Source organism: Aminobacter sp. GW821-FHT11F06 (assembly GCF_058808215.1).
The window spans coordinates 343,953-367,072 of sequence record NZ_JBXARL010000005.1; the positions used below are offsets into that span (position 1 = coordinate 343,953).

The 23,120-nt window shown below is 60.8% G+C and carries 20 protein-coding genes; 12 read left to right on the plus strand and 8 right to left on the minus strand.

What is annotated here, in order from left to right:
- The first annotated feature begins 111 nt into the window (after positions 1–111).
- From AC1RTB_RS15155 to AC1RTB_RS15200, 10 genes are all read left to right on the plus strand, one after another.
- Positions 112–1,131, plus strand: a complete 1,020-nt coding sequence (locus tag AC1RTB_RS15155; protein WP_492943827.1) for an ABC transporter substrate-binding protein — start codon at positions 112–114, stop codon at positions 1,129–1,131.
- Complete coding sequence (locus tag AC1RTB_RS15160; protein ID WP_492881910.1) at positions 1,131–1,934, plus strand: ABC transporter ATP-binding protein; 804 nt, start codon at positions 1,131–1,133, stop codon at positions 1,932–1,934. Before AC1RTB_RS15155 ends, AC1RTB_RS15160 begins: the two co-directional genes overlap by 1 nt.
- Positions 1,934–2,764: an ABC transporter permease gene (locus AC1RTB_RS15165; protein WP_492881911.1), complete on the plus strand. Its 831-nt coding sequence runs from the start codon at positions 1,934–1,936 to the stop codon at positions 2,762–2,764. Before AC1RTB_RS15160 ends, AC1RTB_RS15165 begins: the two co-directional genes overlap by 1 nt.
- A gap of 41 nt (positions 2,765–2,805) precedes the next feature.
- Complete coding sequence (locus tag AC1RTB_RS15170; protein ID WP_492881912.1) at positions 2,806–4,158, plus strand: FAD-dependent oxidoreductase; 1,353 nt, start codon at positions 2,806–2,808, stop codon at positions 4,156–4,158.
- Positions 4,159–4,178: 20 nt separating this feature from the next.
- Positions 4,179–5,372 (plus strand): CaiB/BaiF CoA transferase family protein, encoded by a 1,194-nt coding sequence (locus AC1RTB_RS15175; RefSeq protein WP_492881913.1) that lies wholly within the window; start codon positions 4,179–4,181, stop codon positions 5,370–5,372.
- Between the two features lie 70 nt (positions 5,373–5,442).
- Positions 5,443–6,219 carry an enoyl-CoA hydratase-related protein gene (locus AC1RTB_RS15180; protein ID WP_492881914.1) on the plus strand — a complete coding sequence of 259 codons (777 nt, stop codon included), beginning with the start codon at positions 5,443–5,445 and terminating at the stop codon, positions 6,217–6,219.
- A 7-nt stretch (positions 6,220–6,226) separates the two neighbouring features.
- Positions 6,227–6,559, plus strand: a complete 333-nt coding sequence (gene fdxA, locus AC1RTB_RS15185) for a ferredoxin (protein WP_492881915.1) — start codon at positions 6,227–6,229, stop codon at positions 6,557–6,559.
- Between the two features lie 12 nt (positions 6,560–6,571).
- Positions 6,572–8,029: an aldehyde dehydrogenase family protein gene (locus AC1RTB_RS15190; protein WP_492881916.1), complete on the plus strand. Its 1,458-nt coding sequence runs from the start codon at positions 6,572–6,574 to the stop codon at positions 8,027–8,029.
- Between the two features lie 11 nt (positions 8,030–8,040).
- Complete coding sequence (locus AC1RTB_RS15195) at positions 8,041–8,976, plus strand: dihydrodipicolinate synthase family protein (protein WP_492881917.1); 936 nt, start codon at positions 8,041–8,043, stop codon at positions 8,974–8,976.
- A gap of 1 nt (position 8,977) precedes the next feature.
- On the plus strand, positions 8,978–9,763 hold the full coding sequence (locus AC1RTB_RS15200; RefSeq protein WP_492881918.1) for an SDR family oxidoreductase: 786 nt from the start codon (positions 8,978–8,980) through the stop codon (positions 9,761–9,763).
- A gap of 384 nt (positions 9,764–10,147) precedes the next feature.
- Here AC1RTB_RS15200 and AC1RTB_RS15205 read toward each other — a convergent pair whose 3' ends face one another.
- The 3 genes from AC1RTB_RS15205 to AC1RTB_RS15215 form a co-directional block, all read right to left on the minus strand.
- Positions 10,148–13,402: an efflux RND transporter permease subunit gene (locus AC1RTB_RS15205; RefSeq protein ID WP_492881919.1), complete on the minus strand. Its 3,255-nt coding sequence runs from the start codon at positions 13,400–13,402 to the stop codon at positions 10,148–10,150.
- Positions 13,403–13,629: 227 nt separating this feature from the next.
- Positions 13,630–14,841 (minus strand): efflux RND transporter periplasmic adaptor subunit, encoded by a 1,212-nt coding sequence (locus tag AC1RTB_RS15210; RefSeq protein WP_492881920.1) that lies wholly within the window; start codon positions 14,839–14,841, stop codon positions 13,630–13,632.
- Between the two features lie 48 nt (positions 14,842–14,889).
- A complete protein-coding gene (locus AC1RTB_RS15215; protein ID WP_492881921.1) occupies positions 14,890–15,699 on the minus strand; it encodes an alpha/beta hydrolase in 810 nt (269 codons plus the stop codon).
- A gap of 166 nt (positions 15,700–15,865) precedes the next feature.
- Here AC1RTB_RS15215 and AC1RTB_RS15220 point away from each other — a divergent pair, with 166 nt between their 5' ends.
- Positions 15,866–16,789, plus strand: a complete 924-nt coding sequence (locus tag AC1RTB_RS15220) for a LysR family transcriptional regulator (RefSeq protein ID WP_492881922.1) — start codon at positions 15,866–15,868, stop codon at positions 16,787–16,789.
- A gap of 540 nt (positions 16,790–17,329) precedes the next feature.
- On the opposite strand, the gene AC1RTB_RS15225 is transcribed toward AC1RTB_RS15220, so the two are convergent.
- Together AC1RTB_RS15225 and AC1RTB_RS15230 are read right to left on the minus strand one after the other, a co-directional pair.
- Positions 17,330–17,947 (minus strand): GFA family protein, encoded by a 618-nt coding sequence (locus AC1RTB_RS15225; protein ID WP_492881958.1) that lies wholly within the window; start codon positions 17,945–17,947, stop codon positions 17,330–17,332.
- 222 nt (positions 17,948–18,169) lie between these two features.
- Positions 18,170–19,612 (minus strand): MFS transporter, encoded by a 1,443-nt coding sequence (locus AC1RTB_RS15230; protein ID WP_492881923.1) that lies wholly within the window; start codon positions 19,610–19,612, stop codon positions 18,170–18,172.
- Positions 19,613–19,678: 66 nt separating this feature from the next.
- Here AC1RTB_RS15230 and AC1RTB_RS15235 point away from each other — a divergent pair, with 66 nt between their 5' ends.
- Complete coding sequence (locus AC1RTB_RS15235; protein ID WP_492881924.1) at positions 19,679–19,783, plus strand: MerR family DNA-binding transcriptional regulator; 105 nt, start codon at positions 19,679–19,681, stop codon at positions 19,781–19,783.
- A gap of 117 nt (positions 19,784–19,900) precedes the next feature.
- Here AC1RTB_RS15235 and AC1RTB_RS15240 read toward each other — a convergent pair whose 3' ends face one another.
- The 3 genes from AC1RTB_RS15240 to AC1RTB_RS15250 are packed head-to-tail and all read right to left on the minus strand — an operon-like array spanning position 19,901 to position 22,974.
- A complete protein-coding gene (locus AC1RTB_RS15240; protein WP_492943828.1) occupies positions 19,901–20,959 on the minus strand; it encodes a hypothetical protein in 1,059 nt (352 codons plus the stop codon).
- Positions 20,952–21,890: a PfkB family carbohydrate kinase gene (locus tag AC1RTB_RS15245; RefSeq protein WP_492881926.1), complete on the minus strand. Its 939-nt coding sequence runs from the start codon at positions 21,888–21,890 to the stop codon at positions 20,952–20,954. The genes AC1RTB_RS15240 and AC1RTB_RS15245 overlap by 8 nt, the downstream gene beginning before the upstream one ends.
- Entirely contained in the window at positions 21,883–22,974 is a 1,092-nt protein-coding gene (locus tag AC1RTB_RS15250) for an ABC transporter ATP-binding protein (RefSeq protein WP_492881927.1), read from the minus strand. Before AC1RTB_RS15250 ends, AC1RTB_RS15245 begins: the two co-directional genes overlap by 8 nt.
- Between the last annotated feature and the right edge of the window lie 146 nt (positions 22,975–23,120).

A 23,120-nucleotide genomic window follows, 5' to 3' on the forward strand; every position in this document is an offset into this window, starting at 1 on the left:
AATTTGAACTTTTTGCGATGCCGTTAATCGACTAGCGTTCTCGTCGGGAACAACGGTCACCATCAATCGATGAGTGAATGGAGGAAAGTTGCTATGCAGGACAATCTCCGCATGAGCCGGCGGACTATGCTCAAAATTTCGGCCGCGGCGACGGTGGCGCTGGCAGCCCCCGCAATCGTGCCCTATCGCGCCAGGGCAGCGGGAACGCGCCAGGTCAATGTCCAGCTTGGATGGCTGGTCAACAGCCAGCATATCGGCGACGTGGTTGCTCGCGAGCTTGGCTACCAGGAAGAAGAGGGCAACGCCGTCGAGATTTCGGCCGGCGGTCCCAACATTGATCCGGTGCCGCTGGTTGCCTCCGGCCAGTACGATATCGGCCAGCAATCCTCGAGCCCGCAGATCATGCTGGCTGCCTCCAAGGGCATTCCGATCCAGTGCTTCGCAGTAGCGCTGCAGGTTCATCCCTTCGCCTACTTCTCTCTCAAGAGCGCTCCCATCCGCACGCCCCAGGACATGGTCGGAAAGCGCGTGGGCGTACAGCCCGCCGGCGGCGCAGTCCTTTTGAGCGCGCTCATTCGCAAGAACGGCATCGACGAATCCAAGGTCGAGGTGATCACCATCGGCTCCGATGCCAAGCCGCTTCTGTCGGGGCAGGTCGATGCAATCGCCGGCTGGCGCTCAAATGTCGGCCAGCGGGAACTTCTGGGTGACGACGCTGTCGAATTGCCCTTGTGGGACAATGGCGTGCGCCTTCTGCCGTTGCCCTATTTTGCCACCTCCGAGAAACTCAAATCCGACCACGAGGCCTTCGAAGCCTATGTGCGGGCTGCAGGGCGCGGGTGGAAATACGCCTTCGACAATCCGGAGAAGGCGGTCGAGATCCTGATCAAGGCCTATCCGAATCTCAAATACGACAACGAGATCAAGGCAGTCGGCTTGCTGCGCCAGTTTGCCGTGAGCGAACTGTCGGCAAGCAACGGCTGGGGCGCATTCGATCCCTCGATCTGGAGCGAGCAGATCGCGATGTTCGACGACCTGAAGCAGTTCAGTTCCAGCGCTCCGAAAGTCGAGGACGTCATGACCACCGCCATCCTCGATGCCACGCAAGGCAAGCGTGCGAGGATCGCCTGATGTTGCATTCGGTCCCCGCAAGCGCGAGCCGGATTCCTGCGATAGCTGCCACGACGCCGGCCGTGAGACTGAGCAATGTCAGTGTCAACTTTGGACCAGTGCTCGCCCTCGAAAATGTCAGCTTCGATGTTGCCCAGGGTGACTTCCTGACGCTGCTGGGGCCATCAGGATGTGGCAAGTCCACCTTGCTGCGCGTGGTCTCGGACCTGATCAGCCCCTCCCAGGGGTTGGTCGAAATCCTTGGCGGAACAGCCGAGGAAGCCCGCAAGCGTCGCGACATCGGCTTCGTCTTCCAGGACTCGGCTCTGCTGCCGTGGCGTACAGCGCTCGACAATGTGCGGCTGCCGCTTGAAATCGGCAATGCAGGCGCACAGGCCAATCGGCGCGATCCCATGGAGTTGCTTGAGCTCGTGGGACTCGCCGACCGGCGCGATGCCTTGCCAGGGCAGCTTTCAGGCGGCATGCGCCAAAGGGTTTCCATCGCAAGGGCGCTCGTGAACCAGCCGAAACTGCTCCTCATGGACGAGCCTTTCGGCGCGCTCGACGAGATCACGCGCGACCACCTCAACGAGGCCCTCTTGCGTGTCTGGGAGACGACGGGCGTGACGATCATGTTCGTGACGCATTCCATCTACGAGGCAGCCTTTCTCAGCCAGAAAGTGCTGTTGCTGCAGGCCCGCCCCGGTCGGACGAAAGAGACCATCGACATACCGCTTCCGCGGCCGCGCACTTCAGCAACCAAGGACCTGCCGGAATTCGTGGAAACCTCGATCCGCCTGCGCAAAGTTCTGGAGACTTGCTGATGCTCTCTTCCCAAGCCGGCGCCGTCGCACCAGCCAACATGACCCAATCACCCCTGACCAAGCCGGGCTTTCTGGACCGCAACAAGGGGATCGTCCTGCCGCTTCTGGTCTTTGCGGGCGCGCTGCTTCTTTGGGAGTGGGCGGTGCGCTTCTTCGAGGTGAAAGCGTTCATTGCACCTGCGCCTTCGACGGTCATGAGCACGCTCGTTTCGGAATTTCCGATGCTGACGCAGAACCTCGGCGTGACGGCCTTCGAGTCCATCGCGGGTTTTGTCATAGGCAACGTCTTTGCCTGTCTGATTGCTGTCGCATTTGTCTACCGCCGCTGGATCGACCAGGCCTTCTTTCCGCTGATCGTGGTCATCAACACCATCCCGCTGGTCGCCAAGGCACCGATCCTGGTGCTTCTGCTCGGCAACGGCTTTGTGCCGAAGATCATCATCGTCGCGACGATCTGCTTCTTCCCGACACTGGTGAACATGACGCGCGGCCTGCGCGACGTGTCAGAGCAGCATCTCGAACTGATGAAAATCCTTTCTGCCTCCGAGCGCGAGGTCTTCGTAAAGCTGCGTTTCTACGGGGCGCTGCCCTATCTGTTCTCGGCGCTCAAGATCACTGCCTCGAGCGCTGTGGTGGGCGCGATCATCGGTGAGTGGATCGGGGCGACAACCGGCATCGGTGCGCTCATCATCCAGGCAACCTATCAGTACGACTCGGCGATGCTTTACGCGACTATCATCGCGGCGTCTGCCTTCTCGGCGATCTTCTTCGGACTGGTCGCTTGGCTTGAGAAACACATGCTGAAGTGGCGTTTCGACGGCGTCAACTAGCTGATCTTACACACGAAAATCTGAATATGGAGGAATATGCAATGTCCATTGCACGGGATCATATTGTCGAAAATCAGGGCTGTGTCCCCGTCGTCGCACATGCCGACGTCGTGGTGGTCGGCGGCGGGCCTGCCGGCATCAGTGCGGCGGTGGCCGCGTCGCGAAACGGCGCCAAGGTCATCCTGCTCGAACGTTACCCCTATCTGGGCGGCCTGGCCTCGGGCGGCATGGTGCTTGTCCTCGACGACATGTCTGACGGCAAGAACCAGACGGTTCGGGGTATCTGCTCTGAGGTCATCGAGCGCATGGAGAGGATGGGTCTGTGCGTTGTTCCGCCGGTGGCCGAACATGGCTCCAGCCCCGAGCTCTATCGCAAATGGGGCCGCTGGGGCGTCTATCACCTGCATTCCAAGAAAAAGCCGCCGGAGATCTGCCCGGCCGCGGCCTTCGACCCCGATGCCTTCAAGCGCGCCTCCAACGACATCGTCACGGACGCCGGCGTGCACCTGCGCACCCACTCCTGGTTTTCGAAGACCATCGTTGAGGACGGCCGGGCGGTTGGCGTCATCTGCGAAACCAAGGAAGGCCGCCAGGCCATCATGGGCTCGATCATCGTCGATGCCTCCGGCGATCTCGACGTCGCAGCCTCCGCGGGCAGTGCCTTCACCTCCGGAGCTTTCATCCTGACGACCGTGTTCCGCTTGGGCGGTATCGACACGGACGAGGCAGAACGCTTCGAACATGAATCGCTCGACGAATTCCAGAAGATCGATCGGGAGGTGAAGCGTATCCTCGGCGGCAGCTGGGAGAAGTGGTGGCTGAAGACGCCGTTGCCCGGCGTCATCTGGTGCAATTGTCCGCATATGGCAGGCTTCGACGGCCTGAAGGTCGAAGACCTGACCAGGGCCGACATCGAAGGCCGGCGCCGCATGCACGCCGCGATGGACTATGCCAAGGCCCACCTGCCCGGGTTCGCCAATGCCTACTTCATCGACGTGGCACCACAGCTCGGCGTGCGCCAGACGCGCCTGTTACAGGGCCAATACGTAGTCACCAAGCAGGACGTGCTCGAGCGCCGGTATTTCCACGACACGGTCGCCCGCGGACGCGACTACTACTATCCCTATCGCTCGTTCCTGCCGAAGGACGTCAACAACCTGCTTGTCGCCGGGCGCCATTATTCGTCCTCGTCCGACGCGCAGAAGATTTCCCGCGAAATCCCACCTTGCATGGCCATGGGCGAGGCAGTCGGCGTAGCCGCAGCCGTCGCCTTGAACGCCGGTGTCGATGTGGCCGACGTCGACATCGCCAAGGTTCGCGCCCTGCTGCGCAGTCAGGGCGCCGATCCGGGGGATGCACCGGCAGAAGCCCACACGCCGGAAATGGCACTTTGACCGCAGTTGGAGGCAAGCACATGGACAAACAGAAAATGCCCCAGCCGCTGGAAGGCGTACGCATTGTCGACTTCACCCAGGTCATGTTCGGTCCCTGCGGCACCCTGGTGCTGGCCGACTATGGCGCGGACGTCATCAAGATCGAGAAGCCTGGGTTCGGCGACCTCATCAGGCACTCATTCAAGGAGGATCCAGAAGGCATCGAGAATGCGGTCTACCGGTCGGTCAACCGTAACAAGCGCTCGATGGAGGTCGATGTCCGAAGTGAAGAGGGGCGCCAGATCATCTACGACCTAGTGAAGACCGCCGACATCGTCGTCGACAACTTCAGGGCAGGCGTGATCGAGCGTCTCGGCTTCGGCTACCACGCCCTGTCCGAAATCAACCCTCGCATCATTTGCGCCTCGGGAACCGGTTTCGGCGCGACCGGTCCGCTCGCCTACAAGGGCGGGCAGGACATTCTGCTTCAGGCGCTGTCGGGAGTGATGGCGCGAAAGCCCAATGCCGATGCGCCGCCGGCAATCTTTGCCACTGCCCTTTGCGACTACACGGCAGGCATGCATCTTGCCCAGGCGATCATGCTGGCGCTTCTGCAGCGCGAGAAGACCGGCCTTGGACAGAAGGTCTCCGTGGCCATGTTCGATTCAATGCTGGCGATGCAGATGCAGGAGGTGGCCGTCTGGTTCAAGGACCGTCGCGAGCTCAACTGGGGAGATCGCCCGCTGAGTGGTGTCTTTCCAACGACTGACGGCGCCATCGTCATCGTCGGCGCCTTCAAGGAAAACCCGCTGCAGCTCATCTGCAGGGCGCTTGACGTGGCGGACCTGTCGCAAGAGACGAAGTACGCCGACATCAACGGTCAGATCGCCCACAAGCCGGAACTACAGCACCTCTTCCGTACGACCATCGCTACCAACACGACCGCCTATTGGCTCGGACGCTTCGACGAGCAGGATATCCTCTGCGCGCCGGTCCTGGATCTTGGCGCCGCACTCGATCACCCCCAAACATCGGTCAACGGTAAGCTCGTGGCCACCCAGAATGGCGAACGTTACTTCGGCTCGCCGCTCGGCATGCAGGAGGGCGCATTCCGCCTCCGTCACGACCCTCCGCGCCTCGGCGAGCACACGGCGGAAATCCTGGCCGAGCTGGAAACGCAATCACCGCAGCCCATCGACACGGCTGGAGAGCTTCATACGGCAAAGCGCGCCTGAGGCGCGCCATCGCACAACGCAACAGCGCCCACAGCCCTTTTGGCTCCGGATCCGAAGGTGAAATGACAAAATGACAGTCCTCTACGACGTCAAGGACCATGTGGCGCGCGTCACCATCGACCGCCCCGAGGTGATGAATGCGGTCGACGCCCAAACCCAAGCCGCGCTGACCCATATCTGGAGCCGGATCGAAGCCGACCCCGACGTGCGCTGCGTGGTGCTCACCGGAAGCGGCGAACGTGCCTTCAGCGCCGGCGCCGACATGAAGAGCGGGTCGGAGAAGCGGGGCCTCGACTATTGGGCATCGATGCTCGGCGGTGGTTTCGGCGGCATCTCCTCGCGCACCACGCTCAATGTTCCCGTCATCGCGCGCGTGAACGGTCTGGCGCTCGGCGGCGGTTTCGAGATGGTGCTCGGCTGCGATATCGTGATTGCCTCGAACGGCGCATCCTTCGGGCTGCCCGAACCGCGCTTCGGCCGGCTGGCGCTTGCCGGCGGCATCACCCACCTTTCGCAACGCATACCCAGGGCGATCGCCATGGGCATGTTGCTGACTGGGGCGCGCATCGACGCCGCAGAAGCCCATCGTGTCGGCCTTGTCAACGAGATCGTCGAACCTGGACAGCTTGATGCCGCAGTCGACCGTTGGGTAGCCGGCATTCTTGCCTGCGCACCGCTGTCTCTAAAAGCGGTCAAAGAGATGGTCCGTGCGGTTGAGCAATATGGCACATTCGATGCCAGCGGCATGCGCCTGCCAGCCCTGATGGCGGCCCTCGGCAGCAGCGACCAGCATGAAGGTGTTGCAGCTTTCCGCGAGAAGCGCACGCCTGTCTGGCAGGGCAGGTAGGTGGAAGATGCCTTACGTGGTTACCACGACCTGCATCGACGTCAAGGATGGCGCCTGCCAGGTGAGTTGTCCTGTCGACTGCATCTACGAGGGCGGGGCGATGATGTACATCCAGCCTGAAGAGTGCATCAACTGCGGGCTTTGCGTCTCGGTTTGTCCGGTAAAGGCGATCTTTGCCGAGATCGATCTGCCTGACGAGCTCAAGCCGTTCGAGGAGGTCAACGCCGCCTTCTTCAGCGACCAGGTAACCGGCTGGGGCTCGCCAGGCGGTGTTTCGATGGTGCCCAAGAGCACGGCCGACCACCCATACGTTCTCAATCTGCGCAATCGCCTTTCATAGGGACGACAAACCATGAGCCATTCCGGGCCACAGACGATATACGGTAATTTCATCGACGGCGAATGGTCGACCAGTGGCGAACTGGCCGAAGATATCAATCCTTCCGACACGCGTGACATCGTCGGCCGCAGCGCACGGGCGAGCCGCAGTGAAGCCGATCATGCGATCGCCTCCGCTCGTCAGGCATTTGTTAGGTGGTCTCATTCGGGCCTTCAGCAGCGCCACGATCTGCTCAAGCAGATTGGCGACGAGATCCTTGCGCGCAAGGACGCGATTGGGCGCCTGCTTTCACGCGAGGAGGGCAAGACCCTCGCCGAGGGTATCGGCGAGGCGGCACGGGCTGGGCAGGTGTTCCTGTTCTTCGCGCAAGAAGTGCTGCGCATTGCGGGTGAAAAACTTGGGTCTGTTCGTCCTGGCATCGATATCGAGGTCACGCGGGAACCGGTTGGCGTGATCGGTATCATAACGCCATGGAACTTCCCGATTGCTCTGCCATCCTGGAAAATTGCCGCAGCACTTGCTTACGGCAATACAGTTATCTGGAAGCCGGCCGACCTCGTGCCGGCTACGGCCAATGCGCTTGCGTCGATCATCGAGCGCGCCGGGTGCCCGAAAGGCGTCTTCAATTTGGTCAACGGCCGCGGTTCGGTGGTGGGGGAGGCGATACTTGCCAACCCCGATGTCGCAGCCGTCACCTTTACGGGATCGGTGCAGACCGGCTCGCGCGTCGCAGCGGTTTGTTCGGCTTCGTTCAAGAAGATGCAGCTCGAAATGGGCGGCAAGAACCCGCTTGTCGTGCTCGACGATGCCGATCTCGAGGTCGCAGTTGAATGCGCTGCCAACGGTGCCTTCTTCTCCACAGGCCAGCGCTGCACTGCATCCTCCCGCCTGATCGTGACCGAGGCCATCCACGACCGGTTTGTCACAGCGCTGATCGCACGGATGAGGTCACTGGTGGTGGGCGATGCCCTGGATCCGGCAAGCCACATTGGCCCCGTAGTCGACGACAACCAGCTTCGACAAAACCTTAGATATGTCGACATCGGCAGCGTCGACGGTGCCAGGCTGGCGGAGGGCGGGGAACTCCTCGATGCCGGCAAGCCCGGCCACTACATGCGCCCAGCGCTGTTTACGGAAGCGGACAACTCCATGCGGATCGCCCGCGAAGAGATATTCGGGCCGGTTGCGTGCGTGATCCGGGCGAAAGACTACGAGGAAGCACTCACGATCGCCAATGACACGACGTTCGGGCTGTCGGCCGGCATCTGCACCACAAGTCTCAAGCATGCCAGCCATTTCCAGCGCAATGCCGAGGCGGGCATCGTCATGGTCAACCTGCCCACGGCCGGCATCGACTTCCATGTCCCGTTCGGGGGGCGGAAAGGCTCGAGCTACGGCCCACGCGAACAGGGCCGCTACGCAGCCGAATTCTACACCACCGTGAAGACCGCCTACGTGATGGCCGGCTGAGGGAAGGGGACATGTCAGGTACTTTGAACGAACAGGCCACGGGCGTATTTGCCATCTGCGTCACGCCTTTCACCGAAGGCGAAGCGGTGGATCTCGACAGCACGCGTTCGATGGTCAATTTCTATCTCGATAACGACTGCACCGGCCTGACCTTGCTGGGCATCATGGGCGAGGCGCCCAAGCTGACGGCCGAGGAATCTCGAAGCTTTGTCAGGACGGCGATAGAAGCCACCATGGCGCGCGCGCCGATTGTTGTCGGCGTGTCGAGCAGCGGGCTTGCCTCGCTTGCCGAGCTTGCCAACGACGTCATGTCCCTTGGTGCAGCGGGCGTCATGGTTGCTCCGCCAGGGCATCTGCGCTCCGACGACCAGATCTTCAGCTACTACGAATCCGTCGCCGAGACGCTTGGGCCCTCCATACCATTCGTGCTGCAGGACTATCCGCTTGTGACCGGCGTGCAGATTCCTGTTCACGTCATTGCCCGCATCATCGAGGCCATTCCGACCTGCGTCATGGTCAAGCATGAGGATTGGCCCGGTCTCAACAAGATCAGTGCCCTACGTAAGCGGGAGACAGAGAACGGCCTGCGGCGCGTTTCGGTGTTGGTTGGCAATGGCGGCTTGTTCCTGCCGGACGAGATGACACGTGGCGCCAATGGCGCAATGACAGGCTTTGCCTATCCGGAGATGATGGTGGATGTCGTCTCCGCACATGCCCGCGGCGAGATAGCGCGAGCCCACGACATCTTTGATGCCTATCTGCCGCTAGCCCGCTACGAGCAGCAGCCCGGCATAGGCCTCGCTGTGCGCAAACACATCCTGGCACAACGCGGCGCAATAGCATCTGCCACAATGCGCAAGCCACGACAGCTACTCAACGCGCTCGATATCAAGGACATCGCCTTCCTGATCGAGCGTCAGACACGTTATCTCGAAAGGATTGGCTGACATGGACCTCGAATTGTCCGGTAAAAGTGCGCTGGTGCTTGGGGCGAGCCGTGGCCTCGGTGCAGCCATTGCGAAATCCTTGGCGATGGAAGGCGTGCGTGTGCATGCAGCGGCACGCAATGTGGAACGGATCACCGAATGGACTGGGGCTCTGCCCCGCGATTCTAAAGCCTTGGTCGCACCGGTCCATCTGGACCTAGCGGACCTTGCCTCGGTGGATGCCTTGGCGCGACGGATCAATGCCGCAGGCGGCGTGGACATCCTCGTCAACAACAGCGGGGGCCCCGCGCCTTCAAGCGCTGAGGCGGCGCAGCGTGCCGACTGGATTGTCCAGTTTGAGGCGATGGCTGCCAACGTCATTCATCTCACGCAGGCGTTGCTGCCATCAATGAAGAAGCGAGAGTGGGGACGTGTCATCACGGTAGCATCGTCGGGTGTCGAGCAGCCAATTGCCAATCTGGCGATCTCCAACGGAGTACGGGCAGCGTTAGTCGGGTGGTCGAAAACCCTCGCCGGGGAAGTTGCGAAACACGGCATCACCGTGAACGTAGCTGCGCCAGGGCGGATCGGTACGGAACGGGTTGCCTCCCTCGATGCCAATGCAGCTCAAAAGATCGGCGCAAGTATCGATGAAGTGGCCCGCCAATCCGCGGCCAGCATTCCAGCCGGCAGATACGGGAGGCCAGAAGAATTTGCGGATGTTGTCACATTTCTTGCCAGCGAAAGAGCCTCCTACGTGACAGGTTCGCTCATAAGGATCGACGGCGGAATGATACGATCGATCTGACCAACGGTCAGAGCAGCATGTTCACTGCCAGCATAGGTCGATGGTCGTTAGCGTGCGGAACCGCATACCCGAAAACCGGGGTGCTCGTCGCAGCTGAACAGTAGCTAATTCGCCTGTTCATCATAGAAGCAGACTATCCGTTCATGGCCCCGTTCGGTCGTTACGAGAAATGGCTGGTCTGTCGCATCTTTCACGTTCGCCGGTCGGACGGTCCAACGGATCACAGCCCGAGCCCACGATTTCCCGCATAGAGCTCGACGAATACCAAGTCGGCTACCGCTGCCGACGCTAGCCAATTGCTTAAACTGGGCAAGCAGACGGGGCGATTGGGGTCGATCGTGCGGGTTATGCACGATCGACCTGCATCGATATGCGGCGGCGACCTTATTTTTCAACGGGGGAGGGATAGTTCGGTCCAATAGCGGAGACCGGGCCATCCGCGAAGTCTCCTGTTGATGCGCTTTCCGAAAAATGCACCGGCATCGTGGATTCGCCAGTCTGCTTGAGCGGGCGGTTGCCAGTCAGTCTGCGCATCACGACGTAGAAGACCGGCGTCAGGAAGATGCCGAAGGCGGTCACACCAATCATGCCGGCAAAGACCGCGATGCCCATGGCCGAGCGCATCTCGGCGCCAGCGCCGGTGGAAAGCACCAACGGCACCACGCCCATGATGAAGGCCATCGAGGTCATCAGGATCGGACGCAGTCTCAGCCTGCTTGCCTCTACTGCGGCCTCCCGTGGTGTCATCCCCGCAAATTCGAGTTCACGAGCGAACTCTACGATCAGGATAGCGTTCTTCGCCGACAGGCCGACAAGAACGATGAGGCCGATCTGGGTGAAGATATTGTTGTCGCCTTGCGTCAGCCAGACGCCGGTGAGAGCAGCCAGAATACCCATCGGGACAATCATGATGATCGCGATTGGCAGGGCTAGGCTCTCATAGAGAGCGGCCAGCACCAAAAACACCAGGACCAACGCCAATGGGAAGACGAGCACGGCCGAATTGCCGGCCAATATCTCCTGATAGGTCAGGTCGGTCCACTCGAAGCTGATGCCTTTCGGCAAAGTCTCGGCAGCGATGCGCTCGGCGGCGGCCTGCGCCTGGCCCGACGAGTAGCCGGGGGCAGGTCCACCATTGATATCGGCCGAGAGAAACCCATTGTAGCGGATCGCCCGCTCCGGCCCCGAACTCGGCTTGACGTTCAGCAAGGCCGACAGTGGGATCATCTCGCCCGACTGCGACCTGACCTCCAGCCGCCCGATGTCGTCAGCCCGGCCGCGGAAGGCGGCATCGGCCTGGACACGCACGGAATAGGTGCGGCCGAACTGGTTGAAGTCGTTGACATAGAGCGAACCGAGATAGATTTGCAGCGTATCGAAGACATCCGTCACCGCAACGCCAAGCTGATGCGCCTTGGTCCGGTCGAGGTCGGCATAGAGCTGCGGAACGTTGACCTGGAATCCTGTGAACATTCCAGTCAGCTCCGGTGCAGCGTAGGCCTTTGCCAAGAAGGCCTTGGTCGCCTCGTCCAGCGCCTGGTAGCCGAGGCCGTTACGGTCCTCGATCTGCATCTTGAAGCCTCCAACCACACCAAGACCCTGCACCGGTGGCGGCGGGAATATGGCAATGAAGGCTTCCTGAATGCCGCCGAACTGGCCGTTGAGCGCTTGCGCGATAGCGCCGCCCGAGAGATCTGGCGTCTTGCGTTCCTCGAACGGCTTCAACGACAGAAAGATGATGCCGGCGTTGGAGCTGTTGGTGAAGCCGTTGATCGACAAGCCTGGAAAGGCGATGGCGCTTTCAACGCCCGGCTGCTTCAGGGCGATGTCGCCCATGCGCCGGACCACCTCCTCCGTACGATCGAGCGTTGCGCCATCGGGTAGTTGCGCGAAGCCGATGAGATATTGCTTGTCTTGCGCCGGAACGAAGCCGCCGGGCACCGTCTTGAACATGCCGAAGGTAGCAGCCACCAGCACGATATAGAGGCCCATGATCACAGTCTTGCGCGACAGGAGCCGTCGCACGCCACCACTATAGGCCTTCGAACCACTGCCGAAACCCCGATTGAAGCCGCGGAAGAACCAGCCGAACAGCTTATCCATCGCGCGGGTCAGCCAGTCCTTGGGCGCGTCGTGCCCACGCAACAGGAGTGCTGCAAGGGCTGGTGAAAGCGTTAGCGAGTTGAAGGCCGAAATCACTGTCGAGATCGCAATCGTCAGTGCAAACTGCTTGTAGAATTGCCCGCTCAGCCCGGAAATGAAAGCAAGCGGCACGAAGACCGCGACCAGCACCATGGCAATGGCGACGATAGGGCCGGAAACCTCGCGCATAGCACGATAGGTCGCCTCGCGCGGCGACAGCCCCTCCTCAATGTTGCGCTCGACGTTTTCGACCACCACAATGGCATCGTCGACGACAATGCCAATGGCAAGCACGAGCCCGAACAGGGTGAGTGCATTTATGGAAAAGCCGAAAACATACATCACCGCGAATGTGCCGATAATCGAGACGGGCACTGCAACCAGCGGAATGATTGAGGCACGCCAAGTCTGCAGGAACAAAATGACCACGAGCACCACCAAAACGATGGCTTCAAGCAACGTGTCCACCACCGCCTCGATCGAGGCGCGGACAAACTGTGTCGTATCGTAGACGATTTGGTATTCCACGCCGTCGGGCATGGTCTGCTGAAGTTCTGCCATTACCTTTTGGACATTGTCGGAAATTTCGATGGCATTGGAACCTGGCGCCTGAAACACAGGAATGGCTACCGCCGATTTGTTGTCGAGAAGCGATCGCAGGGCATATTCGGCAGCACCGAGTTCAAGGCGAGCTACATCACGCAATCGCGTGACCTCGCCATTCGCACCGGTCTTGACGATGATGTTGCCGAAATCGTCGACACTTTGAAGCCGTCCCTGCGCGTTTACGGAAAGCTGCAGGTCAAGGCCGGGCAGGCCGGGCGAAGCACCTACGACACCAGCGGCGGCCTGGATATTCTGTTCGCGGATCGCCTGGACGACATCGCTTGCCGAAAGATCACGCTTGGCCACCTTCTGTGGATCGAGCCAGACCCGCATCGAATAGTCGCCGGAGCCAAAGACCTGCACTTGACCGACACCGTCGATGCGTGTGAGCCGGTCCTTGACGTTGATGACGGCGTAGTTGCGCAGATAGGTAATGTCGTAGCGGTCGTTCGGCGACAGAAGGTGCACGACCATCATCAGGTCGGGCGAGCTCTTGACTGTGGTAATGCCCAGTCGCCGTACCTCCTCCGGCAGACGCGGCTCAGCTTGGCTGACACGGTTCTGCACGAGTTGTTGCGCCTTGTCCGGATCAGTACCGAGCTTGAAAGTTACAGTCAGCGTCATCAGGCCATCCGTAGTGCCCTGACTCGACATGTAGAGCATGTCTTCGACGCCGTTGATGGCTTCTTCGATCGGGGTCGCCACCGTTTCGGCGATGACGGTCGGGTTGGCGCCCGGATATTGTGCCCTGACCACGACTGAAGGCGGCACGACGTCGGGGTATTCCGAAATCGGCAGGGCACGGAGGCCAAGCAGACCGGCAATAAGTATGAGGATAGAGAGCACCCCGGCAAAAACCGGTCGGTCAACGAAAAATCTGGAAATACTCATGTCAACTTCCGCCTCTCCGAGCGCAATTGGGCGGATGGCCCCAGACAAAGCCTCTCGGCGTTGGGGCCACCGGCAAATTGTTGCCTGCCGACGGAAACGAGTGGGAAGCGCCCGTTTCCACCGGCCTGTTTAGATCGCCATGCGTCCATTCGAACGCGTAAAGGACGATTTCGTGCTTTGAGTGAGCTTCGGGATATCCCGAAAACCGTTGCCTACTTTCCGATGCTCTAGCGGGTGGCTGCGTCGGCCTGGGCCACTGCCTGCTCGTTCGTCACCATGGCAACCGGCTGCGGATCGACCAGCGCACCAGGACGAACCCGCTGCAATCCATTGACGACAATGCGTTCGCCGGATTGGAGCCCGCTCTTGACGATACGCAGCCCTTCGACCGAAGCGCCAAGCGTCACTTCGCGATAAGCGACCTTGTTGTCCGGCTCGACGACCAGAACGAACTTCTTGTCCTGATCTGTCCCTACTGCCCGTTCGCTGACGGTGAGTTCAGGCGCGGGCTTCGGCTGGCCCATGCGCACCCGCACAAACTGCCCCGGAATCAGGCGGCCATCAGGATTGTCGAACACCGCCCGAACACGCATGGTGCCGCTTGCTGTGTCGACCTCGTTGTCGATCAGCTGGAGCTTGCCCCGGATAGGCGTGCCGTCGTCACTGGCCGTGCCGATTTCCACCGGAATCTGCTCAACCGCCAGCGCCCCGTTTTCCGTTACCGGAAGCTGAGCCGAGGCGCGTGCCAGAAGCTGCTCATCGATGCTGAAGCTGGCATAGATCGGGCTGACCGAAACTAGCTTTGCCAGGACTGGCGAGCCAGAACCAGCCGCGACAAGATTGCCGGCAGTGATTTCAAGCCGACCGAGACGACCCGCAATCGGCGCGCGAACCTCGGTATAGCCGAGTTCGAGCTGTGCCGACTGCAGGGCGGACTGAGCAGCCTGCAGGTTTGCTTGAGCCTCGTGCGATGCACTCAGCCGCTGATCAAGATCGCTCTGCGAAACGGCGCGATTCTCGACGAGCTTGCGACCACGTTCAAATTCGAGCTTGGTCAGTTCCACGCGTGCCTGCGCTGCGGCCACAACGGCTTCGGCCTGGGCAACCGTTGCGGCATAGGGCGCGGGATCGATCGTGGCGAGCAGATCGTCCTTCTTCACCAGTGCACCCTCGCGAAAGTGCACAGACTGGATCGCACCGGCAACGCGCGAGCGGATTTCGACGCGATCGACAGCTTCAAGGCGGCCGGAGAACTCGTCCCAGGTCGTGACTTCGCGTGGCTCAACCACGGCGACCGACACGGGCATTGCCTGCGCGGGTGCTGCTACTTCGGCCTTGGCGCGATCCGGCGAATTGACAAACAGCATCGCGCCGAAAATCGACGCAGCAAGAGGTATGCCGGCACCCCATAGGAGCCGGCCGGCGGTAGTCTTCTTCATGGTATTCTCCTTAACGGCGATCAGGCCGTGCGGGTTGGAAGCGGTCCGTCAGTGGGGCAACGCTCCGGTTTCTTGGAAAAACTCTACAAATTGGCTCCGAACAGTCTCCACCCAACCCTGCTTGGCCGCTGGGCATCTCGCATAGGTGGCTGGCCACCCGGTCTCGGCGGTGAGCACACTCTCGCGGACGCGGACGCCCGCTTCCTTTAGTCGCCTCGCATATTTCAAGCTTTCGTCGCGCATTGGATCATCGTTGGCGGTCAGAATAAGCGCTGGGGCAACTCCTGCGAGGCGAGCGCAATAGGCTGGTGCAGCGTAGGGATGGCAGGCATTGGCGCCAAAGCCGAGATACCGGTTCCAGCCGTCCGACCACTGGCAGCCCGTCGGCTTTGTCTCGGCCTTGCGGAACGATCCCGTCGCCATGAATGGGTCAAGCATCGGCGAAAGCAAAATCTGTCCATGGAGGGCGCCGAAATGCTGGTCTCGGCACATCAGCGCCAGCCCCGCGGCGAGATTGCCGCCAGCCTCCTCGCCGGCAACGAACAGCGTGGATTTCTTGTCCGCCCAATTCGCACGCTGGCCGCATACACGGCCCAGAACTTCATAAGAAAGCTGCAGCGCGCGTGGAAAAGGGTGTTCATTGGCGCAAGAGTAATCCGCCGATACAACGACAGCGCCGGCTTCGGCAAGAAGGGTCGCGATTGTCTGACCAGTTGCAGCTGACCCGCCGAGGAATGAACCGCCGTGCAAGTGCAGGACAAGCGGAGGCACCTTGACCGGCGCGTCGCTGTGATAGAGGCGCACCGGCACACTGCAGGCCCCTCCATCAAGCGTTTCCTCTGTCCACGTCGTGTTCATAATGCCCTGTCGTATCTCACAGCCCCTGACAACATGTTGTCAGGGGGATGCGTGCAGCCCTCGTCAGCTACCCCCAAGGTGGGATTGTTGTCGTTTTGGAAAAAGTATGCCTTTTGTGATTTCACTGTTTCTGATAGTGAATAATGCAGGCTGCTGAGGATATTTCGTGGACCAACTTGCCGCCATGCGGGCCTTCGTGCGTGTCGTCGAAGTCGGCAATTTCAGTCGTGCCTCAGACACCCTCGCCATACCAAAGGCTACGGTCACCAAACTCATTCAAGGGCTTGAAGCACATCTGCGCACGAAGCTCCTCAACCGAACGACGCGCCGGGTCCTCGTGACGCCTGATGGCGCACTTTACTACGAAAGAGCGCTCAGGCTTTTAGCCGACATCGATGAGCTCGACAGCAATATGGCGACCTCACAAGCCCTGCCCAGGGGCAAGTTGCGCGTGGATATGGCGGGAGCATTGGCCAAGCTGATTGTCATTCCGGCCCTGTGCGATTTCTATCAGCGCTACCCTGATATCCAAATAGATCTAGGCGTATCGGACCGGCAGATCGACATCTTGGCCGAAAACGTCGATTGCGCTCTGAGAACGGGCGAGATCACCGATCAGAGCCTTATTGCCAGGCGCATTTCAGAGATGAGCGTGATTACCTGCGCCGCACCTTTTTATCTTGAACGTTTCGGCGAGCCGCAGCATCCACTGGATCTGGAAAAGGATCATCATGTCGTAAGTTTCTTCCTGCCTCCAATGGGCCGCCAGCAACCATTCATCTTCAGCCGTGGCGAAGAGAAGCTGGAAATCCTCGGGCGTTGCTTGATGGCCACCAACGAAGCGATCACCTACGTCGCTGCGGCTGAAGCAGGAATGGGTATCATCCAGGCGCCACGTTTTCTGGTCAAGGAGGCATTCCGCAACGGCACCTTGCTGCCGGTGCTGCGAGAATGGAGCCGCGATCCCTTGCCCCTCTATGTCGTCTATCCGCCGAACCGGCATCTCAGCAACAAGTTGCGGGTTTTCGTCGACTGGGTCGCCAACCTCTTCGCCAATTCGGGTATCGACGAGCCGCAACCATTGTCCTGATGCAAGAAGCTGCGCATATCGTCCAAGGGCCACGAGGTTACGCTGGGCGCGCTTGAGCTGTGGTTCTTCGACCAGCCTTTGTGGGCCGGAAGCACTTCGTCCAGCGTCATCGAGGCAATCGGCTTGAGCAGCATCGTTGCGCCAAGAGGCGTCTTCCATTGCGATTTCCTCTCCAGGCAGGGCCGGTGATGTCAGATGGAACATGCCGCAAACATTGTGCGAGCCGGACGTTATCCTTGTGGGCGCCAAAGCTGACGGTGGCAGTTCGACTCCAACTCTGCTGTCCGGCGGGAACCGAACGAATGCGGTCTCGGCGGCGACGGAAGCGCTGCGAACAGTGAGGTCGCTTGCCGCATGGCAGCTATCCGCCGAATTCAACCTGATAGCGGTCGGTCCGCCACCGGCCCCCAAGCTGCCGGGCAGCAGTGCGCTTCCATTTCGGACGATGAGGCCGGTTTTGTCTTCTTCTGAAAGCGGACTTTGGCGATGACTACGCTTGTGGTCGCTATGCGGACAAAGCCGACCTTGCCGTGAAGGCCGTCAAGACGATGGGTGTCCTTGGGACTGTGGTGCGTCATCGCAGATTTCGTACCAAGTCGGTTTTTCGGAAATGAACTCATGAAACTGGTTCTTGAGGCCAAGGTCCGAGTCCAGTGCGTTCGCCGCAATGGGGAAACTGTCCTCTTCGGATAGAATTTCACCGAGCGACGTCCCACAAATCTTGCAGAAGCATCGACCATATTTGTAAGGGGAATTTGGCTGGTATAGGGTGAAGTGCTCCTTTCCCTGAAGCCACGTCAAGTCCTCACGCTTTACAAAAGCGATGGTGCTGGCACCAACTTTCCGGCACCTGGAGCAATGGCATGTGCCCATCATAGATGGCACCGCCAAAAGCTCAAATTTTACAGCACCGCAACAACAGCTTCCCTCAAGCACGCCTATCGTCCTCTCATATGCGAATCGTCTATCGGAACATAAGGGGAACACGGCATAACTAGCAATGCCTGCTCTGGGCCAATCCGAGACCTTGGCGCCATTGGTTTGAACGCCCGGCATTCGCTTCACAGCGGCCCAAAGCTGCCAGTCTGCTCCCGGCCCAGGAACTGCCAGGGTATCATTTCTAGTCGTGGCGTTAAGCGCAAATGCCGACGGCACCATTGGGGTGGCAAGCTGAAGGGCCGCTTCCAGATTGACAGAAGATAAAGCGGTCCTCCGTGTCACAAAAGTCGGTCGCGCATGTCTGGCTTTTGCGCCTTCTACGACAGAATTCCCCAAAAAACTTGGCCCCACCGATTTGTCGCAAAACCTAGGATTTCCGCGACGGGAACGGCAGCTATGCGGGACGAAGCTGTCATCCGTTCAATATTTCTCCCGCTCATGCTATTTCGATTGCGATTTCCCCGTCCGGTCGCGCACCAGTACGCTCATGGCGATCAGCCCGATTGCCGCGAAGGGCACACATGACGCGAAGACCCATCGGGCAACCTTCGCAGCGTCTGCGGCCGTCTCAATGGACAGCAGACCCGAGGCATTCGCCACGATCCCGACATAGGCCGCGCCGAGAGCGTAGCCGAGCCTCTGTATCGTGGGGATCGCCCCGGAAATTCGCTGGACCTCGTCGGCACCGGCGAGCCCCATCGTTCGCCTGAGAATGAATATCCATGCCATCCCAAAGCCGCCGCCCTCCATGGCCGCGAAGACGGCGATCAGCCAGACAGGGCCGTTGGGAACCGCATGGAGAAAGCCGAGGATGCTGAGGGTCACGACCGTCATGCCGAGGGCGATCATCAGCCGATCGAACCGCTCGGGCAATCCGCTGACCAAAACGGCCATGACCGTCCAGCCGATGGACGAACAGGCAACAATGTAACCGGCAGTCAGCGCGGATACGCCGTGGATGGCTGTTACCAGGAGCGGCCCGAACGCCGTGACGGCGATAGTCGCCATGGACATGGACAGGATCATGAGCAGCGCGGCACCAGCCGGCCGCCATGGATCCAACGGGCGACGCGGAAGAAGCCGGGTGTCGCCCGCGCGCGCGTCCAGCCTCAGAAAGGCGATCAGGCAGACCAGACCGGCGGCAACGGAAGGGAGCGTTCGCAGGATCGAGACCTCGACCCCACCAAAGGCGACCAGAACGACGGCGAGACACAACAAGGACAGACGCTTGACAGGGAACTCAGTAGCGTCGGCCGTGGATCGTGTCACGCCCGCGTCGCTTCGCAAGACGATCCAAAGGGCGAGTGCGAATGCCTGGCAGGCAAAGAAGGCGAAGCCCCAACGCCAGGTCGCATATTCCACGAAGAAGCCGCCGACCAGCGGCCCGGCGAATGCCGAGACGCCCCAAAGGGTCGAAACGGCCGCCATCGCGCGCGCGATATAGCGGCGCGGGAAGATCAGGCCGACCGCGACGAAGCCCATCGCCACCAGACCGCCGCCGCCGAGTCCTTGCAGGGCGCGTCCCGTCAGAAGCAACGGCATGGTCGGGCTGACGGCACTAAGGATGCAGCCGAACCCGAACAGGATGGCGGCCATGCTCATCGGCGTGCGCAGGCCGAAGCGCATTATCAGCAATGCGCTTGCCGCTCCCGCGACGATTGACCCGATTTCGTAGAGCGAGACGGACCAGCCCACCAAAGCGACCCCGCCGATCTCGGCCACGATGGAAGGAAGCATGGTGGCGACGATCAAGCTGTCGGCCGCGTGCAGCCAGACGGCCAGGCAAACCAAGGCCAGAGATGGCGCGTAAGGGCTTCCAAGAAACTCCCTCCATGAAACGAATGTCTCCGTGTCCTTCTCTGCGTCGCTGCGCGTGTCCGCCATACCCGTCTCCTCTTGACGGGTATGTTGCTACGACCTCAACAACGGTTGAGGTCAAGGAGATTGCGAATGGCGAAGACGGAATTGTCTGTCGGCGAACTCTCGCGCCGCAGCGGGTTACCGGTTTCCATGCTCCATTTCTATGAACGCAGGGGACTGATCGCATCCGAATGACTTCGGCCATTCATCGGGTCTATCGGCGTGAACTCCTGAGAGCGTGACGGTAATCAAGATCGCACAAAGCGCAGGCATCCCGCTTGCCGAGATAGCCGAAGCGCTCTCGCCAATTGGTCAGCCAGCTTTGAGCACCGGCTGGCTGACGCTGTTATCTTCGTCGAGATCGCGGCGGGCAGGCAAACCGGCCTTCGTTATGCGGTCATGGTAAAGGGCAACACCATCAGCTGGTTTTATCTCGCCGTCGGCGACGCGACGAAGCACCTCGATGAGGTCGAGCGGGGACTCGGCCTGATTGATCTTGCGCCCAAACAGCGCAAGCCGTGCGCCGTGGCGCTTGGACTGGTGAAGGAGTTCGAGGGTGTCGCGCGTGGTTCCGGCGTTGCCGCCGAGCACACCGACGATCATCTGGTCGTCATAGCCAGCTAGTTCCTCCATTGCCTTGGGGCCGTTGTAAGCAACCTTCAGGAATATGGGTGCAGCTTTCCTGTCTATGCCTGCAAGGCAGCGCACGATGCAATCGTTGACGAACTCGCCAACCTCAGCTCCAGAGAATTGACCGACATTCGGATTGAAGACCTCCAGGAAGTGTCGAAAGCCGAGGGTGTTACAGTTGGCGCGGAAGTCATTGTAGGCGGCCAACGTCCGAAGGTCAGCTTCGACGTTGTTGGTGAACGTCAGGCTGTAAAGGCCCAGATCGGTTCCGGCCACACCTTCCACCAGAGGCGGGCGGCCGCCGTGCATGACACGCAAAAGGTCGGCTGTGCGGAACGGGATTGACGGCGTGGCGCGATATGTGCCGTGGCGCGGCAGCCAGATTTCGCTTGTATCGTTGACGCGCGCGGCGCGCGCCATGCTGCTGCCGCTAAACAGCTCTTCATCGATCGCCAGCTGGTGCAGGTTGTAAGGTGACAACAACATCAGATCAACGATGTCCTGCCGCACAATGGCACGCACGGTTTCGAGGAAACCGCTGCGATCCTGCGGCCTGTCCAGGCCATCCGAACCGCGCACCAGTCCAAGGGCGTTGATGCCACGCGCCATGTCCGGATCCTTGGCGTCGCAGATCAGGAATTCGTTACTGCCTGACGGATCGCGCCGGATCGAAGCAATCTTTGCATCAAGGCGGGTGTCACGCGTCATGGCCGGGCGGCGTAAGGCGGCGTGGTCATGCATCGGTCGTCATCCAGTCGAGGTTGAGTTCGGGAGCGAAGCGAACGAGGTCGCCAAGGCCAGGAAGTCCGGCGCGACCGCCCGGGCGCGTGCACTTGAGTGCGGCCACTGCATTGGAAAAGGCTATTGCCTCCGCAATGGGACGCCCATGCGCCAGCGCCAGTGCGAAGGCGCCGTGGAATGCATCTCCTGCACCTGTCGTGTCGACCGCATCGACGCGAGGCGGCGGGGCGTTGCTAAGCCCGGCACCATCCAGCCAATAGATGCCGGCCGCGCCATCTGTCACTCCGACGAAGGCGTGACCGGCGCGCCGTGCCGCCGCAAGACCGTTTTTGATCGAGTCCGTGCCCGTGAACTGGGCAAGCCCGGGGCGCGAGAAAATGACATGATCCGCAGCTTCGACGATTGCCGCCACACTATCCCTCGGTTGGCGCGAAATGTCGGCGTCGAGCACTGAAGGTATGCCTGCGGCACGTGCCGAACCCAGGCAGTGAAGGGCGCCGGCGGGCCAGCTCAGGTCGCACAGAACCGCGTCCCCCCAGCTTTGCGGCGTGAGCCAATCCGCACCAGCCGGCATCTGGGGATCGGCATAGGCGACGATTAGCCTTTCGCCATTTGCGTCCACCAAAACGGCCGAGCCGGAGGAGCGCACCTCCGGGAAGGCGCGAACCCAGCTCGCATCCACGCCCCATGTTTCGAATTCGCGACGGATCGCAGCCCCCACATTGTCATTGCCAATCCGGGCGGCGACAAAGGCAAGGCCGCCGAGCCGCGCCACAGTCACGGCGGCGGTTGCCGCGGGCCCGCCGCCGACTTCGCGCCGGTCCCTGGCGTAGACCTTCACGGCCCGATCGGGGATACGGTCCAAAGTGAGGATCGTATCCTGGAGCGCGAGCCCGACGCAGAAGACGGAGCGCTGGCCCGGCCTAGACAAGACGCATCCCCGTTTTGGAGTGAAAAAGATGGATGGCGTCGAGATCAATTGCGAAGTGCTGCGCCTTGTCGCCGGCATGCGCGCTACCTGGGCGGACGCGGGACATCACCTCACGTTCTCCCAGCCTGACCACGGCGATGGAATCGGCTCCGTGATCCTCGACGAGCACTATGTCGGACACGAAAGTGCCAGGTCCTGCCTCGCTTGTGAGTGCGATGTGTTCGGCGCGTAAGCCAACATCGACGCTGTCCACGCCAGCGCGTCGTACGACCTGGGCCCTGTCGGCCGGCAACGGAAGGCGTTGGCCCTCGCCGAAGCTCAGGGTGCTGCCGCCAGCTTCGTCGATGATCGCCGCCGGTACCAGGCTCATGGGAGGCGATCCAATGAAGGTGGCAACGAAACTGTTGACCGGGCGCTGGTAAATCTCATTTGGTGTGCCGATCTGCTGCACCTCGCCCAGGCGAAGCACGACGATCCTGTCAGCCATGGTCATGGCTTCGATCTGGTCATGGGTCACGTAGATGCTGGTGGTGCGCAGCGTCGCCTGCAGTTTTCGTATTTCCATCCGCATTCCCACGCGCAGCTTGGCGTCGAGATTGGAAAGGGGCTCGTCAAATAAGAACACCTTGGGGTCGCGGATCAGTGCGCGCCCAAGCGCCACGCGCTGGCGCTGGCCACCGGAAAGCGCACGAGGCTTGCGCGCGAGATAGGGCTCTAGCTCGAGCATCCGCGCGACCTCTTGCACCTTGGCGTCGATCTCGCTGGCGGGCATGTCGCGCATCTTGAGGGCAAAGCCCAGGTTCTCGGCAACCGTCATGTGCGGGTACAGCGCGTAGTCCTGGAAGACCATCGCCATGTCCCGGTCACGGGGTGCGACAGCGTTCAGGCTGCGGCTGTCGAGCCTGATCTCGCCGCCGCTGATTTCTTCCAACCCCGCGATCATGCGAAGGAGCGTGCTCTTTCCACAGCCTGACGGCCCGACCAGCACGACGAATTCGCCATCGCCGACATCCAGGTCCACCGCTTTCACTGCGTCGACAGTACCGAAGCGCTTTTGCACCCCTCGCAGTGTCAACTCAGCCATTTTCTTCTCGCTCCCTGTTGACAACGGGCGTTTGTAAAGCAGAATAATTACATAGTGTAAATATGTAGGCGAGAGATGTCCGGTCGATTTGTTCCACGCAGCAGAAAGGAGACGCGAGCCAGCGTGCTCGAGAGCCTTCTGCGCTC

What these genes read in the sequence shown, in the direction of transcription:
- AC1RTB_RS15155 (WP_492943827.1), top strand. Translation starts at nt 112, where the DNA reads ATGAGCCGGCGGACTATGCTCAAAATTTCGGCCGCGGCGACGGTGGCG.
- AC1RTB_RS15160 (WP_492881910.1), top strand. Translation starts at nt 1,131, where the DNA reads ATGTTGCATTCGGTCCCCGCAAGCGCGAGCCGGATTCCTGCGATAGCT.
- AC1RTB_RS15165 (WP_492881911.1), top strand. Translation starts at nt 1,934, where the DNA reads ATGCTCTCTTCCCAAGCCGGCGCCGTCGCACCAGCCAACATGACCCAA.
- AC1RTB_RS15170 (WP_492881912.1), top strand. Translation starts at nt 2,806, where the DNA reads ATGTCCATTGCACGGGATCATATTGTCGAAAATCAGGGCTGTGTCCCC.
- AC1RTB_RS15175 (WP_492881913.1), top strand. Translation starts at nt 4,179, where the DNA reads ATGGACAAACAGAAAATGCCCCAGCCGCTGGAAGGCGTACGCATTGTC.
- AC1RTB_RS15180 (WP_492881914.1), top strand. Translation starts at nt 5,443, where the DNA reads ATGACAGTCCTCTACGACGTCAAGGACCATGTGGCGCGCGTCACCATC.
- fdxA (WP_492881915.1), top strand. Translation starts at nt 6,227, where the DNA reads ATGCCTTACGTGGTTACCACGACCTGCATCGACGTCAAGGATGGCGCC.
- AC1RTB_RS15190 (WP_492881916.1), top strand. Translation starts at nt 6,572, where the DNA reads ATGAGCCATTCCGGGCCACAGACGATATACGGTAATTTCATCGACGGC.
- AC1RTB_RS15195 (WP_492881917.1), top strand. Translation starts at nt 8,041, where the DNA reads ATGTCAGGTACTTTGAACGAACAGGCCACGGGCGTATTTGCCATCTGC.
- AC1RTB_RS15200 (WP_492881918.1), top strand. Translation starts at nt 8,978, where the DNA reads ATGGACCTCGAATTGTCCGGTAAAAGTGCGCTGGTGCTTGGGGCGAGC.
- AC1RTB_RS15205 (WP_492881919.1), bottom strand. Translation starts at nt 13,402, where the DNA reads ATGAGTATTTCCAGATTTTTCGTTGACCGACCGGTTTTTGCCGGGGTG.
- AC1RTB_RS15210 (WP_492881920.1), bottom strand. Translation starts at nt 14,841, where the DNA reads ATGAAGAAGACTACCGCCGGCCGGCTCCTATGGGGTGCCGGCATACCT.
- AC1RTB_RS15215 (WP_492881921.1), bottom strand. Translation starts at nt 15,699, where the DNA reads ATGAACACGACGTGGACAGAGGAAACGCTTGATGGAGGGGCCTGCAGT.
- AC1RTB_RS15225 (WP_492881958.1), bottom strand. Translation starts at nt 17,947, where the DNA reads ATGGTGCCGTCGGCATTTGCGCTTAACGCCACGACTAGAAATGATACC.
- AC1RTB_RS15230 (WP_492881923.1), bottom strand. Translation starts at nt 19,612, where the DNA reads ATGGCGGACACGCGCAGCGACGCAGAGAAGGACACGGAGACATTCGTT.
- AC1RTB_RS15235 (WP_492881924.1), top strand. Translation starts at nt 19,679, where the DNA reads ATGGCGAAGACGGAATTGTCTGTCGGCGAACTCTCGCGCCGCAGCGGG.
- AC1RTB_RS15240 (WP_492943828.1), bottom strand. Translation starts at nt 20,959, where the DNA reads ATGCATGACCACGCCGCCTTACGCCGCCCGGCCATGACGCGTGACACC.
- AC1RTB_RS15250 (WP_492881927.1), bottom strand. Translation starts at nt 22,974, where the DNA reads ATGGCTGAGTTGACACTGCGAGGGGTGCAAAAGCGCTTCGGTACTGTC.